This window comes from Candidatus Aminicenantes bacterium (genome assembly GCA_026393855.1).
Lineage (GTDB): Bacteria > Acidobacteriota > Aminicenantia > Aminicenantales > UBA4085 > UBA4085.
This window is the reverse complement of record JAPKZJ010000075.1, coordinates 13,532-29,720: the sequence shown is the minus strand read 5'-3', so window position 1 is coordinate 29,720 and position 16,189 is coordinate 13,532. Positions and strand designations below refer to the sequence as shown.

Annotated in this window: 13 protein-coding genes; 4 read left to right on the top strand and 9 right to left on the bottom strand. The window is 59.5% G+C overall.

All coding sequences use genetic code 11. From position 1 onward, the window contains the following. Positions 1–31 precede the first annotated feature (31 nt). On the top strand, positions 32–1,216 hold the full coding sequence (locus tag NTZ26_09220) for a 6-bladed beta-propeller (protein MCX6560684.1): 1,185 nt from the start codon (positions 32–34) through the stop codon (positions 1,214–1,216). Between the two features lie 154 nt (positions 1,217–1,370). Further along, positions 1,371–1,682 (top strand): putative addiction module antidote protein, encoded by a 312-nt coding sequence (locus tag NTZ26_09215; protein ID MCX6560683.1) that lies wholly within the window; start codon positions 1,371–1,373, stop codon positions 1,680–1,682. Positions 1,683–2,228: 546 nt separating this feature from the next. Here NTZ26_09215 and NTZ26_09210 read toward each other — a convergent pair. Beyond that, positions 2,229–2,705 carry a hypothetical protein gene (locus NTZ26_09210; GenBank protein MCX6560682.1) on the bottom strand — a complete coding sequence of 159 codons (477 nt, stop codon included), beginning with the start codon at positions 2,703–2,705 and terminating at the stop codon, positions 2,229–2,231. Between NTZ26_09210 and NTZ26_09205 the strand changes: the two genes are divergently transcribed. Both NTZ26_09205 and NTZ26_09200 read left to right on the top strand, forming a co-directional pair. Further along, positions 2,610–3,983: an FAD-dependent oxidoreductase gene (locus NTZ26_09205; GenBank protein ID MCX6560681.1), complete on the top strand. Its 1,374-nt coding sequence runs from the start codon at positions 2,610–2,612 to the stop codon at positions 3,981–3,983. The genes NTZ26_09210 and NTZ26_09205 overlap by 96 nt on opposite strands. Positions 3,984–4,003: 20 nt before the next feature. Beyond that, positions 4,004–5,185 carry an SDR family oxidoreductase gene (locus NTZ26_09200; GenBank protein ID MCX6560680.1) on the top strand — a complete coding sequence of 394 codons (1,182 nt, stop codon included), beginning with the start codon at positions 4,004–4,006 and terminating at the stop codon, positions 5,183–5,185. A 24-nt stretch (positions 5,186–5,209) separates the two neighbouring features. On the opposite strand, the gene ubiG is transcribed toward NTZ26_09200, so the two are convergent. The 8 genes from ubiG to NTZ26_09160 form a co-directional block, all read right to left on the bottom strand. Then, positions 5,210–6,040, bottom strand: a complete 831-nt coding sequence (ubiG, locus tag NTZ26_09195; protein MCX6560679.1) for a bifunctional 2-polyprenyl-6-hydroxyphenol methylase/3-demethylubiquinol 3-O-methyltransferase UbiG — start codon at positions 6,038–6,040, stop codon at positions 5,210–5,212. A gap of 89 nt (positions 6,041–6,129) precedes the next feature. Continuing rightward, positions 6,130–9,000, bottom strand: coding sequence for a glycosyl hydrolase (locus NTZ26_09190; GenBank protein MCX6560678.1), 2,871 nt, complete (start codon positions 8,998–9,000; stop codon positions 6,130–6,132). Positions 9,001–9,069: 69 nt separating this feature from the next. Beyond that, the gene (locus NTZ26_09185; protein MCX6560677.1) at positions 9,070–9,948 is read right to left on the bottom strand and encodes a ThuA domain-containing protein; all 879 of its coding nucleotides are present in this window, start codon (positions 9,946–9,948) and stop codon (positions 9,070–9,072) included. A 13-nt stretch (positions 9,949–9,961) separates the two neighbouring features. Next, a complete protein-coding gene (locus NTZ26_09180; protein MCX6560676.1) occupies positions 9,962–11,143 on the bottom strand; it encodes a bile acid:sodium symporter family protein in 1,182 nt (393 codons plus the stop codon). Beyond that, positions 11,140–12,219, bottom strand: a complete 1,080-nt coding sequence (locus NTZ26_09175) for a DUF362 domain-containing protein (GenBank protein MCX6560675.1) — start codon at positions 12,217–12,219, stop codon at positions 11,140–11,142. The genes NTZ26_09180 and NTZ26_09175 overlap by 4 nt, the downstream gene beginning before the upstream one ends. A gap of 20 nt (positions 12,220–12,239) precedes the next feature. Continuing rightward, positions 12,240–14,174: an SMP-30/gluconolactonase/LRE family protein gene (locus NTZ26_09170; GenBank protein ID MCX6560674.1), complete on the bottom strand. Its 1,935-nt coding sequence runs from the start codon at positions 14,172–14,174 to the stop codon at positions 12,240–12,242. Positions 14,175–14,186: 12 nt separating this feature from the next. Next, on the bottom strand, positions 14,187–15,089 hold the full coding sequence (locus NTZ26_09165) for a cupin domain-containing protein (GenBank protein ID MCX6560673.1): 903 nt from the start codon (positions 15,087–15,089) through the stop codon (positions 14,187–14,189). A 38-nt stretch (positions 15,090–15,127) separates the two neighbouring features. Beyond that, positions 15,128–16,189: a DUF362 domain-containing protein gene (locus NTZ26_09160; protein MCX6560672.1), complete on the bottom strand. Its 1,062-nt coding sequence runs from the start codon at positions 16,187–16,189 to the stop codon at positions 15,128–15,130.

Here is a 16,189-nt window from a genome sequence, read left to right as displayed (position 1 = left end):
CCGTGGCCGTCCGCGGCCGGGGGGGATGAACATGAAAAATCGAACCGTCGCGATGGCCGGAATCCTTGCCGTTCTTGTCCTGCTTATGACGCCCTCTGTCTCTTTTCCGCAGAAGATCGAAACCAAGGACGGCATCCGAATCATCCATAACGTCCAGCCGGGCAAATGGGGGTCGACGCCCAAGGTCCGCCTCGATCCGATCCGCGTCATTGGGGATGTCGATACCGATGCTGAGAATCTTGCCTTCAACATGCCCAAAGACCTGGCTGAAGACAGTCGGGGCAACATCTACATTGCGGACAGCTCGAACGGTCGGATCCAGAAGTTCTCTCCGGCGGGAATGTTCTTGGCCTCTCTGGGCCGCAAAGGGCAGGGGCCGGGCGAGTTCGGCTCGGTCAGTTCGCTGGCCGTCGATGCGGACGACCATCTGTTCGCTTTCGACGACAGGCAGCGTCGGCTGACGGTCCTGACGACCGATGGCAAGGAAGTACGGACAATCAAGTTCGTCAAGACCCCCATCTCCGGCCTGGGGCTAATGAAGGACGGCGCCTTCCTGGCCGCAGAGCCGCTTTCCTCATACCCGGAGCCGCTTTCGCCCAAGATTCTGCTCAAAGTATTCGATGATCAGGAGGCGGTCCGGGCCGAGTTCGGACAGCCGGTCGATTTCGGAGAGCCGGTCACAAATCAAGTCGGCAATTCCGTTTATTTTGCGGTCGGGCGGGATGGCGGTCCCGTGGCTTCCTTCAGCTATCAGAATCGGATTGAGAAATATACGCCAGCAGGTCAAATTATTTGGAGCGCGGACCGGCCGCTGAACTTCGACACCAAAGTGATCGAAAAGGGGGAGTTCAAGAGGACGGCTCGCTCCTCCACCTATCGAGGACCTAATATGAACCGCTGCTCCAACGGAGTTGCGGTCGATGCGGCCGGCCGCATCTGGGTGGTCACCTATCGACGGCAGATCAAGCCCGAAGAAGTCATCCGCATATCCATGTCCGGGAATCAGTCGGGCTCGACTCGAAAAGTGGAAGGGAACACGGACCTTCGAACCACCGACATGTATCAATTGGACGTCTTCAACGGCGAGGGCGCTCTCTTGGGAAGCCTCCCCGTCTCGCAATTCGTCGACGGGATTTGGATCTTCGGCGACCGGCTCTACCTTCTCGACCGCGACCGGGGCGTCGCCTATCATCAATATCGGATCGTCGAACGCTGACGGCGACGAGTGATTTCCGGCTCATCCTTCTCCGACGGAGGGCCGCAGAGCCGTGTCGCGTCGTCGTCCAGTACAAGCGCTTGACAACGTGTAGCCTACTGGCTACAATCCAACTGCGCGGGAGATTCGCTAAGCTGAGATCTTCGCAAAAACCATTACGACCAAATATGATGTGACCGAACACCTTCGTACCCCTGAGGAAATGGCTGCTTATCTCGAAGCCTGCATCGAGGAGGCGGATGGCGACGCCGCTTTCATTGCCAAGGCTCTGGGCGAAATCGCTCGGGCTAAAGGAATGTCCCAAGTGGCGCGGGATGCCGGTCTGTCCCGGGAGAGCCTTTATAAGGCCCTTTCGGGCGAGAGAAGCCCAGGCTTTGATACGATCCTTAAGGTGATTAAAGCGCTCGGTTTAAAATTGCACGCGGAATCCATGCTTCCGGCGCGGACATCCAGAGCCGCTCGTTGAGTCGAAAAGGGAGGCTTCCAGGCTAAACGCTTGCAGCGATTGCCGCTGCAAAGCGCGACTAAATATTTTCCCTGATTGTTCTCCAGCGCATAGGAGGAAGCTCAGGTGATTTGCGGCTGATGGAGGCCGCAGAGCCGTGTTCGGTCCGGTTTTCACAGCCGGGGGAAGATCGCCGACCTGCGCGGGAATTGAGGATGACCAGGATCTTCATGCCGTCACCTAGCGATGGTATTCCCGGCCGCGGATTTGTGTCAAGAACTCAAATAGGGATGGCCAAGAGCAGCCGCCGGTTTTCATCGAGGCTTCGTACTTTCGCAGCAGGGGTGATAAAATACGGGCAGTCTCGGCAGCGTTCCGAAAAGAAAGCTTCCATGAAAAAGATAAAGCTCTCCGACCGAAATATGATTCCAATTGATCCCGCCCATCCGGAAGCGATGTCCCGGGCCGGGCAGGAGGGACGCGATGGATGACGCTTTGAAGACGGCCAGAAATTGCCGGCATTTCGCCATGTGCAAAATCGATTTTCTGGGAAAAGGGGTTTGCGCGTCAGGTCTGGAAAAACAGTATGTGAGCTTTTATCCCGAAGGCCGCATGGACCTCTATGCGGCCCTGGTCGAAAATGCGATCCCCATCACCGAAAAATGCCTGGAGATTGCCGATAGCTGCAACCTCTGCGGAAAATGCGATTATCCCTGTTACTTTGTCAATGAGATGCGTCCCTCGATAGTCATGAAAGCGTTGAAAGATCATGTCGCGGCTTTTCGTCGAAGTGGAGGCAAAATAGTCCCCGCGAAAGAGGACGGATTTCTGGCCGAATTGAAGGAGATCGTCGGCGATGAGTGGGCCACCGCCGATGCCGCCATCAGGATCGCCTATCATCATGACCTTTGCCCCCATGTCACTTTCAAAATGCCGACCTATGTCGTCATGCCGAATTCCAAGGAAGAAATTTCTTCCCTCATCAGGCTCCTGAATAGAAAGGAAATACCCTATGTCGTGCGGGGCAACGGAGCGTCCAGCCATGGATTGGTGTTCAGCGAAGGCGTCATCCTGGACCTCAACCGCATGAAAACCATCGATTTTGAGGAAAAGAACTGGTCCGTCAAAGTCGGTCCGGGGACTGCCGCATTCGATCTTCAAAGAGAGGCTCAAAAGCGCGGCTATCGGGTGCATACAGCCGAGCCGGCGGCCCTCGTTTGCGCCAATATCATGACATCCGGCCTGCTGTCCACATTTTCCACGACCTACGGCATCTCCGCCGACAACTTCATCGACGCGGAGTTCATCGCCAAGGACGGCTCATTATTCAGCCTGAATGATCCGACCGCGCCCAATCTTTTCTCCTTCCGGAATTCCCTTGCCGAGCATGAGGCCACTGCCGTTTGCGTATCGGTCAGCATGAAGCTCCATCCGGTTACCGCCGACGAGAAAGGCATTCTTGTGCCGTTCGAATCGCTTGAAAAAGCCCTCGATTTCTCCCGAGAGTGCGCCACCCGCCATATCGGCCTGGCCATCGGAATCCTGGGCAGCGAGTTTGCATCCTCTTTCCTGGCCCCGACAAAAAAACGGGCCGCTGAAGCGAAGGATGTCTTTGCCCATATATTGGGCATGCCCTATCTGGTCCTTCTCATCGGAGACCGGTACGCGATCCGCTCCGTCCATGATATGGGGCACCCCGTCATCGACCAGAAGCTTTTTAAAATCCTCTTTCATGGACTATCGGCCTTGAAATCCGCGCCCTGGCTGGACCTCCTGAAGGATCTTTCGGATGAAGATCCCTACTCCTATCTCAAGCTCGGGCGATTCGCCGAGCTTGCCGAAACGGCCTTGGCGCCTTCTCCCCAACAGCTGACCCGGGACATGGATCCCGAGTTGAGCTCGTTTTTTGAAGAGCTTTACTCCAGGCCGGAAATGACCGATCTGGTCTGGCTGAACACGTTCCGGATCATGAGCTCCCGATATTGCCGGGAAATGCCCTGCGTTGCGCTGGTTTTGTACCTCCCGATCGAGGCCCCGCTGATCCTGGAAATGCAGGACAAGCTGAGAGAAATCGGAGCGAAGCACCACCTGAAAAGCGAATTAGGATTCATCACCCCGTTCGACAACGGTAAACGGTGCGTTTGGGAATACGATTATTATTTCGACCATCATGATCCGGCCGAGATTTCCAGGGTTCAACAGGCGACCCAGGAAGCCGGGGCCCTGTTGGACGAATACTCCCTGAAAACCGGCACGATCCGCCAGGTCCGTTACGTAGTCAATCAGGGCTGCTGCCGGAAAGAAAACCTCTTGTATTCCTGATCGGCTGAAGAAGGCGCTTTATGCCGGGAAAAGACAAACCCATCATCGCCCTCACCGGGGCCACCGGCTTTTTAGGAAGCCACATCATGGCCGCGCTGCTCCGAAAGGGATATACCGTCATCATTCTCGGCCGGTCCGCGAAATCCGAAACCCTGGGGCAAAGAATCACCAGGCTTTTAGGATGGTTCGGGATGGACGAGTCCGTCGACCGGCCGGAGACGATGGACATTGACTTCAGCAAACCCCTGCTCGGAATTCCGGAGCCGCAATACCGGGAGCTCTGCGCCAGGACCGATCAGATCATCCACTGCGCATCCGATACGAATTTTTCGGAACGCAAACGGGACCTCGTTTTTGAGGCCAACGTGAACGGTTTGCAGGGCATCCTGGAGATGGCGGCCCGCAGCCGGGCGACGAATTTCCACTATATCAGCACCGCATATGTGGCCGGCGCCGACGATACCCTCTGCCGGGAAACACTCCCCGAAGCTTCCGTGTTCGTCAATGTCTATGAGGAAAGCAAGGCCCGGGCCGAAAAGATCATCGCCGCCCATTGCGCCCTGAATTCGATCCCTCTGACCATCAACCGGCCGTCCATCGTCTACGGAGATTCACGGACGGGCCGTTCGCTCAAATTCAACGCGCTCTATTTTCCCATCAAATCGCTCCAGCATATCAAGGAGATCTATCTGAACGACATCCGTCTCCATGAAGGCAAAAGAGCGCGGGAAGTCGGAATATCGCTCGATCCCCAGGGCCGGCTCAATTTGCCGCTGAGGATGGTTTTGCCGCGGAAGGGCTCGATCAACCTCATTCCCGTGGATTACTTTGTGGCCACGACCATGGCCCTCATTGAGGACAGCCCGGACGGGGGCGTTTTTCATCTGACGAATTCCTCTCCGATGAGCCCGAAAACTCTGGCCGCCTACACCGAACGATTCATGAACGTCCGGGGCCTGGAGATCGCTTACGGCCGGGCCGGTGATCTTGTCCCGCGCAATGCCGCGGAAGAGCTGTTCGATGGCTTGATAGAGCCTTACCGGCCCTATTTCTCCGACACTCGGGTCTTCCAACGAACGCATACGGATGCCGCCAGCGGCGGAATCCAGCCGCCGGAATTCACTTACGAAATATTCGAGCGCTGCATGGACTTCGCCTCCCAGGTCCAATGGGGCAAGAAATTGTTTTCCCCGGGGCTCTGAGGCGGCCGACGCCGGAAGGGCGCTTCAGGAGCTTTTGACGGCATAGCCCATGTACATCACCGCCCGGCTGCGGCCTTCGACCATCCGGATGTTTTCGCCCAGCTCTCGATACGACATTCTACCGCCGGCCCTTTGGCGCAAAAAGCGTTGAATCCGGAGAATGGAATTGTCCGGCTTCAGTCCCTGATGCTCCATCCACCGGAGATGGTTCATTGGGAGGAGCGACTTGAGTTCGCGCGGTTTAATGAACATCTTCCAGACGTGAAGATCGGCCGGCATGAACGCCCAGGGCTTCCATTCCTGGCCTATTTTAATGGCCACCAGCTTGCTGATCAGGGTGCGGTTGAAGGTGTCATAAATAAACACCCCGCCCGTTTTTAAAACCCGCGAGATTTCGGAAACGACCTTCGGCAAATCCCGGACGTGTTCCAGAACGTCGCAGCAAAACACCGCGTCAAAGGAGCCGTCGGGGAAGGGGAGCGATTCGCCCACCCCTTTCAAATATCGAATATTCAACCCCCCGGATCGGGCATGATCGGCCGCCGCGCGCAGGGAGGGTTCTGAAGGATCGATCCCCGTGGTATCGAACCCCATGCGGGCGATCTCTTCGCTTAAAATCCCCCCTCCGCACCCGATCTCCAAGGCCTGCTTCCCGGAAGGATTGATTTTAAGGTCTCCGAATAATTTCCTCTTGGCATAGCCCACCCGGGCGGGATTGAATACATGCTTCATCTGGTGAAAAGCCGAGTCGGGCTGCCACCAAGTCTCGCTTTCGGTATTGTAAACGGCGTTGTCGATCCGATCGTAAACGGCGGACGCCACCCTGGAAAGGAGACGGCGATTCTGCCCTCCCATCAACGCGCCCTCAGGCCTTCAGGAATGCCAAGCCGAGGCGGACCTTCGGCCCGGTCCTTGTACAAAAGAACGGAGTTCAACCACATATTTTACTTGGGGCGAGGAGCTAAAAAGATTATCTCGGCCTTTCCAATCAAACCCGACAGCAGCAAGGCGCTTTTTTCATTGAACTTGTTTTTCACATTTGTTCTGGCATAGGCGGGCTTGTCTGGATTTCTTAGATCCCCCACGATCCGGTTGTTCCAGGTATTGATGACCTCAACCTTGATTTCATTGCTTCCCGGTTTGAGGTGCCCGGTCATGTTGGCCCGGTAGGGCGGGGTCCAGATAATCCCGGCATCATATCCATTGATGATGACCCTGGCTGTTTCCTGAATGTCCCCGAAAGCAACGTAAACAACCGGCGTTTCTGCGAGCGTCTCCTCGGTAACCCAAAATTCCCTGCTATAGGTTGCGGCCCCAGAGTAGTATTTTACGCCGGCTGAATCGATATCCGGCCAGCTGGTAAGCCGATCCATCTGATAGGTCGCGGGGCCACCCATTCCGGGATTGAAACGGACCTTCCAGTTATTGGTGATATCGATCTTGGCGACTTCATGGGCGCTGCCCGAAAATCCAAACTGCAGATCTGCGCCGATCCCCGGATCGTTCTTCCCCGACGACCTGTCCCTAAAAACGACGAATCGGGAGGCCAAAGGATCCATCATCAATTCCATGCGGATCCCGACGCCCGATTTTTCATAGCTGACCTTCCGTTGGATCAGGCCTGTTTCCGAATCCCACAATTCGGGAACCCTGCTCGAGCCGACCCTGAAGGTGCATGTGATCCGCTGGGCGTTTGGGCTGCTGTTGGAAACGAAATAAATGTCTTCTGTCTCAGTCCGGCGATGAATGAAATCGATGGTGTACCGGCTGTTGTCAAGGCCTTGGACTTCAAGATCCGGCCTCACATTCATCTCTTCCAATGCTTCTTTCACCGATTTGCCCCAGTAAACCTTCCCTTTACCGTAGGCGTTTGAAAAATTCTTTTTGCCGTCGGCCTGGCCCCAGAGCTTCGCGGCGATGGCTTTCACTTCGTCGTCGCATTCGGGATAATTCGCCAAAGAGGTGGTCCTTTCCGGCTTGGGACCGATCACGGTGGCCCCGTCGGACACCAGCTTCTCAAGGCTCTTTAAAACTTCATAGGAAATATCGGCCCGGTCCGGAAGCAACATCACCCGGTAAGAAATGCCGGAGGGCAGCACCAGCTTTCCGTCTTCCACCCGCAAGGCGGTGGTGATGACGTCGGCATTGATGTAGTCATAATCATACCCGGGCAACGCTCCGACATTGACCGGTTTGGGCTGCCCGCAATGCAGACACTGGCTGTCGTCGTATTTCGGGGTAATGTTCGGGTCGATCCGTTTGGGCGGCACCAGGTTGGGCGCCTGGTCCCCGTAATAGAGGCAGGCGTCGGCGACGAAATTTCCCTGTCGCAAGAGATAGGAGCAGCGGCTGAGATAATCCATGAACGGCCGCGCCATATCCCACCAGGTGGTGTTGACGTTGAGGTGCTCCCCGGCATGATAGGCAAATCCCGGCTTGCCGGCGATTTCGGGATTGTGGGCGAAGGTGTGGAAAACAATTTGGTTGAGGCCCTGGCAGAAGGCGATGTCGATCAATTGCTTATAGTCGGCCGGGCCATGTTGCCAATGGTTCCAGCCCGTCAATGATTCCGCGGCGACCACCTGCTTTCCGTAGATATGGGCCGCGCTGGCGGCCTCCCGGGTCACCCAGAATTGCGCCCGGTTCCAAAACTCCCCCATGGGGACATCGGAATTTCCAAGCCCTTTCAGCGGATCCACCCGCGGATAGCCTCCATGGCCGGCCTCGGCGAACATCTTGATCCCATTCTTATGGGCGATCTCGACGGACTGGGCGAAATGGTTTTCGATGATCATATCGCTTACAAGGCGGCTGTAATCTCCCTGGAACCGCTCCCCAACAATCCCGTCCTTACTGCGGTATCCCTGCAGGAGAGGCAGGAATGACCGGGGATCGTATCCGTACCGGACTTTAAATTCCTGAATGAAGCCGGGGGTCCAGTCTTTCGCGGGCCAAACCTCATAGCTGTCGACCTCCAGGAATTTCAATTGATTTGGCGGCGTGCTGACCCGGGCCAGCCGGGTCAGGATCGTATCGAAATGGATCTTCGTCGCCCTTCGGCTCAGATGATCGATCATCGGTCCGTTGGAATTTGGACTGGGGCATTCCAGCTTCTGACCGGTATTGCACATGAAAAATGAGATGACATCCCATTTCCCCTTGGGCACATCCCAGTCGATAGACTGATCTGCCGTCGTGAACTCATCCAAGCAAACCGGCTTATTCCCGGAATAATCGATCTCCTTGGCCTGGGAATGCGGCGTGGCGACCGAGGTGATCAATAAGCAGGCTTTGGCTCCCTTGGCACCGTTTTCTGGTCTCGCAACCCTGATTTTCTTCTTTAATGGCCCTTCAACTAGCTGGGTTGTACTAAGCAGCTGCTTGCTTGCATCAGCCTCATCTATCCAATCACCCCCTGCATTCCAGCTGCTGGAGGCTACCATCCCCAGATCCAGCCCAAGCCGACCTGCTGTTTTCAAGGCCAGGGAAATGGTTTCCAGCGATTGGTCGCCTAGGAAAGCGGGACCTGCGGGAATCATTTTCCCGGGATCGGCGAGCGCGCCGACATCCCAAATTAATGCTCCGCGCATGCCCTGTTTTTTCATTTCTTCGAGTTCATAAACCATTTTTGCGGTGTCGACGTAACCGTTTAACCAAGCCCAAAAGGCCAATGGCCTGTATTCCGTTGAAGGGTTTTTAAACCCTTCCTCTAATTTCCCCCCTGATGGCATTTTGGCGGCACACTGCACCAGCAGCAATGACATGCCTAAAAGGAATGAAAGCGTCTTGATTCGTCTGAGTAATTGCATTCTCATATCTATTCCGGAGTGGGATTAATTAGAAAATAACACACTTTTGCCGGAGGCGAGTCCGCCCCGGCCGCTTCACGACTTGCGCAGCAGCCAGCGCAGGGCGTTCTTCTGCAGCTTGATGTATTCGGGGTTCCACAGGCCGGGGATGGTGTGCCCGGGGGCCATGTAGCAGACCCGCCCTTTGCCCAGGTCGTAAGCCCAGCAGGCCTCGCACGTCGCGCCCTGGTCGCCATACTTTTCCGTCTTGTAGGTCAGCCCTTCCTCGTTGACGCTGCGGACTAGGACCGTCTTGGGGTCCTTGTCATAGATGAGATAGTGCTGTTCTTCGGTGACCACGAAATCCTTAACCCCGCGGGTGATGGGATGATCGGCGACGATCTTCATCTTGTAGGGGCGAAAGCCCGTGTGCCCGGTGAACAGCGCGCCCTCGACATGGCGGAAATCAATGTTGCCGCCGGAGATGTAGTTGGCGTTGTGGAAAAACCAGGCCGACCCGCCTCCCTCGACGAATTCGCGGATGACTTTGCCCTGCGCGGGTGCGAGCCAATTGACGGCCGTCTCGTCCAGCCCCTCGACGGGCGGATCGCTGACGATCTTGACCTTGTCCGGCTCCATGAATGGATACGTGGTCGTATACCCGCCGGGGAAAGCCAGGCCGTCGCAGAGCATGAGCAGGATCTTGTGCCCGGCGAGCCTTGCCGCGTCGAAATCGGAGGGCGCGGGCGCGAACTCTACAGTCGCGCCGCCTTCCTTGACCAGCGTTCGGGTGAAAGCGGTCCGGAGGAAGTCGAAGCTGTGCCAGCGGTCGCCGATCACGGCCAGGACGTCGGCCTTGGCCGGTCCGGCCTCCAGCCGGGCGGGAAGCGCGGCCGCGCCGAGGGCCGCGCCCGCTCCCATCAGGGCCGTGTTTCGAAGAGCCGCGCGCCGCGAAATGGATTTGTCGTTGTTCATGGTCGAGCCTCCTTTAGGCTTTCGCCGCGGCCCGCGGCTTGACCGGCCGCCGCCGCCACCAGCCGGCCAGCAGCGATCCGGACACATTCATCCACGGGCCGAAGATGGCCGGGGCGAGGGCGGCGCTGGTGCTCTTGAGCACGTCGATGGCCAGGCCCGAGGCCATGCCTCCGTTCTGCATCCCAACCTCCATGGCCACGGCCCGGCAGGCGCTCTCATCCAGGCGGGCCAGGCGCGCGCCCCAGTAGCCGAGGCTGTATCCCGCCCCGTTGTGGACGATCGCGGCCAGGATGAGAAGCGGGCCGACCGAGAGGAGCTGATCGCGCGACTGGGCGGTGATGACGGCGATGATGAGGCAGATGGCGGCCATGGAGATGACCGGCAAGGCCTTGTCCATCCACCGCTCGGGCCCGCGCAGCCAGACCGTGATGACGAGCTTGGCCAAGGTGGACAGGGCCAGAAGGGCGAAGCCGAGGATGAGGCCGGAGCGGAGCGGCGACAGTGCGCCCCACCAATCGCCCGGCGCTCGGAGGACGGCCGAGCCCGCAGCCAGAAAAGCGGCGCTGGCCAGCGCCAGCGTCCCCACCTCCCGGGTCCATCTCTTCCGGCCGTAGAGGATTCCGTGGGCGGCGAGGCCGGCCACGATGGGGATGATGATCATATTGAAGATGGACATCATCATGGCCGTGACGTCGACGGGGATGAGCCGCCCGGCCAGCGTCTTCATCCAGAAGGGTGTCACGAACGGCGAGAGCAGGGTCGTCCCCGAGGTGATGGTTACCGACAGGGGCACGTTGCCCCCGGCCAGGTAGGTCATGACGTTGGAGGCGACGCCGCTGGAGACCGACCCGATCAGGATGATGCCGGCCGCCACCTCCGGCGGAAAGCCGAAGGTCATAGCGATCGTGTAGCCGACCAGGGGCATGATCGTGAACTGCAGGAAAATCCCGAGCAGAACCGGTCCCGGCATGGCCAAAACGTTCTTGAAATCCTTGCCGCTGAGCGTCGTGCCGACGCCGAAGGTGATGATCTGGATGAGCGGGACGATGAGGATTTTGAGGTCCGTCCCGAACCAGGACCGGAAGATCGCCGGCCGGAGCATGGACGCGGCCACGAATATCAGCACCCAGAGGGTGAAATTGTACTTGGCATAGAACCGCCTCCAACGGCCGGCGGGCTTGGCCTCGGCGCTCATAGCTTGTAGAGCTCCGCCATCTTCTCGTTGGGCTTGTATTTCATGATGCACTTTTCGAGCGGCGTCCCCAGAAGCTCGATCTTGTCGGGGTTGCCCTGGCCCATCCCGGCTTCGGCCATGACGTTCAAGTAGTTGACGATGCGGGGATCGAAGCCCATGACCCGGGTTCCGGTGACGTCGGCCGCCACGGCGTCCAGGCTGGCCAGGGCCACCCGCGAGGCGATGGGCGCGCCCCAGGCCGGGCCGTTGCCCTCGATGCCGACGTAGCCGTCGATGATGGCCAGATCGGGGAAGACCTCCTGCCCGATGTGGAACATGTTGTAGTGCAGCAGGTCGTTCCGGGCCGGGGCCGCCTGGTGCATCAGGCCCTTGTCGTTGACCTTGTAGTCGTTGAGGGGTGAGGCCATGATGACGTTCTTGATCGACAGGGTGACAAAGACGTAGTTGTGGGTCTTCATCCGGGCCACCGAAATGACGTAGAGGTCGGGATCCAGGAGCGAGTTGACGATCCGGATGCGCGAGGGCTTGTTGTCCAGCCCCAGGACATAGCGGTTCTGGAAGCCGTCCGTGTTGAGGTCGAAGAGGCGGGCGTTGTATTCCTTCTCCAGCCGCTGGTAGTTGTTGTAGCGGAATCCCTCCATGGTGTTGTGGAAGCTGGATTCCGCGATCAGGATCTGGCTTTTGACGACGGGGCTGATGAAATCCAGAACGGCCCGGATCGCATCGACGTGGGTGACGCAGGCGGCGCAGTCGGCCAGGACGATGTTGGGCTTGATCAGGACTTTTTTATTCCCGATCGAGCCCAGGATCTCGTCCTTGATCAGCTCGAGCGAGCGGGTCACGATCTGGTAGCGGCCTTCCCCTTTGACCAGCGAAACCCGGGCCTGGGGGGCGGCCTGGCCCAGTCGGTTGATGGGAAAATGGATTTGCCCGTAAGGGTCGTCAGGCCGTCCCGGCTCGGCCGCGTCCGCTCGAAGCGGGGTCAGCAAGGCTTTCCCTCCCAGCGCCGCCGCGCCGATGGCGCCGCCCATTCGCTTCAGGAAATCCCGGCGTTGGAGTGCAAAACGATCGGCCATGTTCATCCTCCCGTCCGGGTTTATTTCGGCCCGTACTTCAGGCCCTTGACGGCCGTCTGGACCTTAAAGATCTTGTCGTAGCCGACGATGAAAAGCGTCTGCATGTCGTCGCCGCCAAAGCAGCAACTAACCGGATAGACGGGTGTGTTGATGATCCCGAGGAATTCGCCCTTGGCGCTGAACACCTGGACGCCCATGTAGGTGGCCACATAGAGGCCGCCGTTCGCGTCGATGGTCATGCCGTCCGCGCCGCTCGACCGGCCCTTGCGGGCGACGACTTCGGGCGTCAGGACGAGCAGGGCGAATTTGCGCGGATTCGCGACACCGCCGTCGTCCTTGACGTCAAAGGCCCAGATCCAATTGTCCTTGTCCGAGTCCACGTTCCAGAACGACTCGTTGTCGTAGGTGTTGTTGACGTAGAGGGTCTTGCCGTCCGGGCTGAGCAGGATGCCGTTGGGCATGGCGAAGTCGTTGGGCGGGATGATCCGGACGAGCTTTCCGTCGGGCCGGATGTAATAAACGGCCCGTCCGGGCTGGAACTTCTTGGCTTCGGGCGTGAACTGCGGGTCGGTGAAATAGATCCCGCCCTTGGCGTCCGTGACGATGTCATTGGGGCCGTCGATCGGCTTGCCCTCGAAAGTCGAGGCCAGCGTCTTGACGATCTTGCCCTTGACGGTCATCTCAACAACCCGGTGGCCGAACATGTCGCAGACGGCCAGGTTGCCGTTGGGGAGCGGCATCAGCCCGTTGGTCTGCAAGCCTTTCGAGATCACGCGGTAGGTTCCGTCCGGATCGACCTCGACCGTCTTGCTCTTGGCCGGGCTCCCGTTCCATTTCTGGTCGAAGAACATGCTCGAGACATAGAGCTTGCCGGCAAGCCATTTGGGGCCTTCGTTGAAGGTCAAGCCAGGGCCGCTCTTGCTCCCGTCCACGAAGAGCTCGACCTCGGCCGAGGCGGGGATGACGGCGTGGAAGGCCGCGTCGCGCGCTTCCTTCTTGGCCGTGTAATCCGGCCGCGGCGGGAAGAAGACGTCGAGGACGTCGCAGCCGACTTCGCCGACCGCCCCGCCGTGGACCATCGTTGCCGGCAGGTAAAGCAGATCGCCCGTCTTCATCGGCACCGTGGCGTCCAGGATGAGCTCGTCCATGGCTCCGCGCAGGACGCACATCAATTGCGCCTCGGGATGGAGGTGGGCGGCGAAGTTCATCCCCGGGTCCATGCGCAGGAAGCTCAATTGCGCGCCGTGCCCGCCGATCAGGCGGGAATTGGCCCCGGGCTGAAGCTCGGTGAATTGAATGTCGTTCAGGTCGTAGACCGTCCCGGGCGTCACCGTGGGCGCGATCGGGAATTGGACGTCCGGAGCCGGGGGAGCGTCCGCGACCCCAGCCTTGGCCAAATAATCGGCCCGCACCGGCCAGTAGACTTCGACGATCTCGGCCCCCGCGACACCGGCTTGCACGGCGTTCTCGGTGCCTTTCTCCAGGAGCAGGAGGTCGTTACGCGGTGTCCGGCCGTGGGTGCCGTCGGGGTCTTCGCGCGTCTCGGCCCGCATTTCGACGTTCGCTCCTCCGAGGAACTGGCTGACCGCGCCTTTCATGACGACCATGATCCGCTCGGCTGGGAGGGTCTCCTTGGGAAGCGAGGCGCCCGGATCGAGGGTCAGCCAGGCAACGAGATTGCCCTTGGCCCAGTACATCTTGGCTTTGACGCCGGGCGCCAAAAGGACCTCGGGGAGCGAGGCCAGGGTCGTCATGACGCCGTCGGCCAGGTTCGGGACCGCCCCGCGCGAAGGGATGTCGCCGCGGGTGCGGACGACGATATTTTTCTCGGTGATCAGTTTATCGTTCTTGGCCGCCCAAGCTGGCTTCTTGGCGCAGGCGGGGAGTGCGGCCAGCACGAAGGCGGCCAGCAGGACCGCCAGGATGGATGCAGTGATCGTTCGCTGTTTTCTCATCGGATCGTTCCTTTACTTGGCCTGGTCGTGGCGATTGCCCATGTACAGCCAGAGCATAGGCTCGTCCGTGGCGTTGATGGAGCTGTGGGGGACTTTCCGGTTCGGCGGGATCAGGAAGGCCTCGCCCGGCTCCTGGTGGAAGAGACGGTTGCCGAGCAACAAGAGGCTTGTGCCCTTGAGCTGGCACCAGATCTCTTCGCAGCCGGGGCCGTGGACGTGCGGCTGGGCGATGTCGAACTTGTCGATGGAGACGATGGCGAAGCCCACCGGGTTGGCAAACTTGGGCGGCGTGTCCCAGCCGAAGCCGCGCCCGATGTGGGCCCAGTGCATGCCGATGCTCGGTACGGAGTTATGGTAGTCCCCGACGGAAATCGTCTTGTTCGGGACGAAGCCGGGTGTCGTCCCCTCGACGACCATGATCGCCTCCAGGAAGCAATCGCTCGGGTTGAGGACGCGGAACTCGACGCCGGCCGGGATAAAGACGGCCGTGCCGTCGCTGATCTCCTTCGATTGGCCCGCCGATTCGACCTTGCCCGAGCCGCCGTTGACGTAGAGGAAGACCTGTTCGTCGGCACTCTTGAAAGGCCGGGAGTTGGTGCGGGGCTCCAGGGCCGCCCGCTTGTAGGCCTTGATGTATTTCAGCACCGCTCCGCGCCTGGGCGGGGCGAGCGGGTCGCCGGGCGTCAGGATGTCACGCTCGATGAAGCCGCCGTGGCCCTCGTAAGGCACGGAGTTGCGCCAGTGGTTGATGTAGAGGTAGACGTCCGTGTCCAGGCCGGGGTGGCGGTGATTGGACAGCGCGTCTTCGGCGAATGACGGGTCGGGCTCGACGGTGAGCTTCGACTGGACCTGGCCGAAGGCCAGGGCCATGGCCAGCAAGACGGCTCCGCTCAGAACGGGAACGATTTGCTTCATGATCACTCCTCGGGGGCCGTGGGCGCAGGCCCGGCCCTCTATGTCAGATGATAGATCTCGGTCATCTTTGGGCCGGCCTTGAACTTGAAAAGGCACGACTCGAGCGGCGTCCCCAGAATCGGGATTTTTTCCACATCGCCCGCGCCCAGCCCCGCCTCGGCCATGGTCCTGAGGTAGAGGATGCGCGACGAATCAAAGCCCATGATTTTTGTGCCGACGATGTCCGCGGCCAGCGGATCGCGGCTGGCCAAGGCCAGCCGCGTGTCGAGCGGCGTTCCCCAGGCCGGGCCGTGGCCCTCCATCGACTCGAAGCCATCGATGACGGCCAGGTCGGGCCAGACCCGGTGGGCCATGTGAAAGAGATTGAAGTGCATGATGTCGTTGAGGGACTTCTCCGCGCCGTGGAGAAAGCCCTTGTCGCTTTTCTTGTAGTCGTTGACGGGTGCGGCCATCAGCACGTTCTTGAGAGAGAGTGTGACGAGCACGGTGTCGTGGGTCTTCATCCGGGCCAGCGAGATGAGGCAGACGTTGGGATCGACGAAATCGGCGTAGACCCGGATCGGCTGGGGCGCCTGATCTTTGGTGAAGACGTAATAGGGCTTCCACGAAGGCGAGGCGTTGAGATCGACGAGGGAGACGCCGAATTCCTTGACCAATGCTTCGTAGCCGTTGGCCTTGAAGCCGGCCGCGGTGTTGAGGACGCCGGACTCGGCTACTGTGATCGGCTTCGTGCAGCGCGGCTTGAGAAATTCCAGGACCGCCCGCACGGCGTCGACGTGGGTGATGGCCAGGGGGTTCTTGTCCACGGCCATGTTGGGCTTGATCAGGACGCGCTTCTTCCGGTCGACGGCCGCCCAAACGTCGTCCTCGATGAGCTTGAGCGACTGGAAGATGATCTCGCGCCGATCCCGCCCTTTGACCAGAGCGACCCGGGAGGCAGCGCCCACCGCCGGGCGGGCGGCCGGATTTGCGGCGGCCTCGATCCGGGGTCTCCCGGCGCCGCTCCACAACGGGCTCCCAGCCAGGCCGGCTCCGACCATACCCCAGCCGGCCGTTTTGAGGAACGTTCGCCGGTCACAAGGCGCGGGCTCGCGTTTCAT

Excerpts from the sequence above, each read along its gene's own strand:
- NTZ26_09200 (MCX6560680.1), top strand. The coding sequence starts at position 4,004 with ATGCCGGGAAAAGACAAACCCATCATCGCCCTCACCGGGGCCACCGGC.
- NTZ26_09185 (MCX6560677.1), bottom strand. The coding sequence starts at position 9,948 with ATGAACAACGACAAATCCATTTCGCGGCGCGCGGCTCTTCGAAACACG.
- NTZ26_09190 (MCX6560678.1), bottom strand. The coding sequence starts at position 9,000 with ATGAGAATGCAATTACTCAGACGAATCAAGACGCTTTCATTCCTTTTA.
- NTZ26_09210 (MCX6560682.1), bottom strand. The coding sequence starts at position 2,705 with ATGGCTGGACGCTCCGTTGCCCCGCACGACATAGGGTATTTCCTTTCT.
- NTZ26_09165 (MCX6560673.1), bottom strand. The coding sequence starts at position 15,089 with ATGAAGCAAATCGTTCCCGTTCTGAGCGGAGCCGTCTTGCTGGCCATG.
- NTZ26_09180 (MCX6560676.1), bottom strand. The coding sequence starts at position 11,143 with ATGAGCGCCGAGGCCAAGCCCGCCGGCCGTTGGAGGCGGTTCTATGCC.
- NTZ26_09160 (MCX6560672.1), bottom strand. The coding sequence starts at position 16,189 with ATGAAACGCGAGCCCGCGCCTTGTGACCGGCGAACGTTCCTCAAAACG.
- NTZ26_09175 (MCX6560675.1), bottom strand. The coding sequence starts at position 12,219 with ATGGCCGATCGTTTTGCACTCCAACGCCGGGATTTCCTGAAGCGAATG.
- NTZ26_09220 (MCX6560684.1), top strand. The coding sequence starts at position 32 with ATGAAAAATCGAACCGTCGCGATGGCCGGAATCCTTGCCGTTCTTGTC.
- ubiG (MCX6560679.1), bottom strand. The coding sequence starts at position 6,040 with ATGGGAGGGCAGAATCGCCGTCTCCTTTCCAGGGTGGCGTCCGCCGTT.
- NTZ26_09170 (MCX6560674.1), bottom strand. The coding sequence starts at position 14,174 with ATGAGAAAACAGCGAACGATCACTGCATCCATCCTGGCGGTCCTGCTG.
- NTZ26_09205 (MCX6560681.1), top strand. The coding sequence starts at position 2,610 with ATGCCGAATTCCAAGGAAGAAATTTCTTCCCTCATCAGGCTCCTGAAT.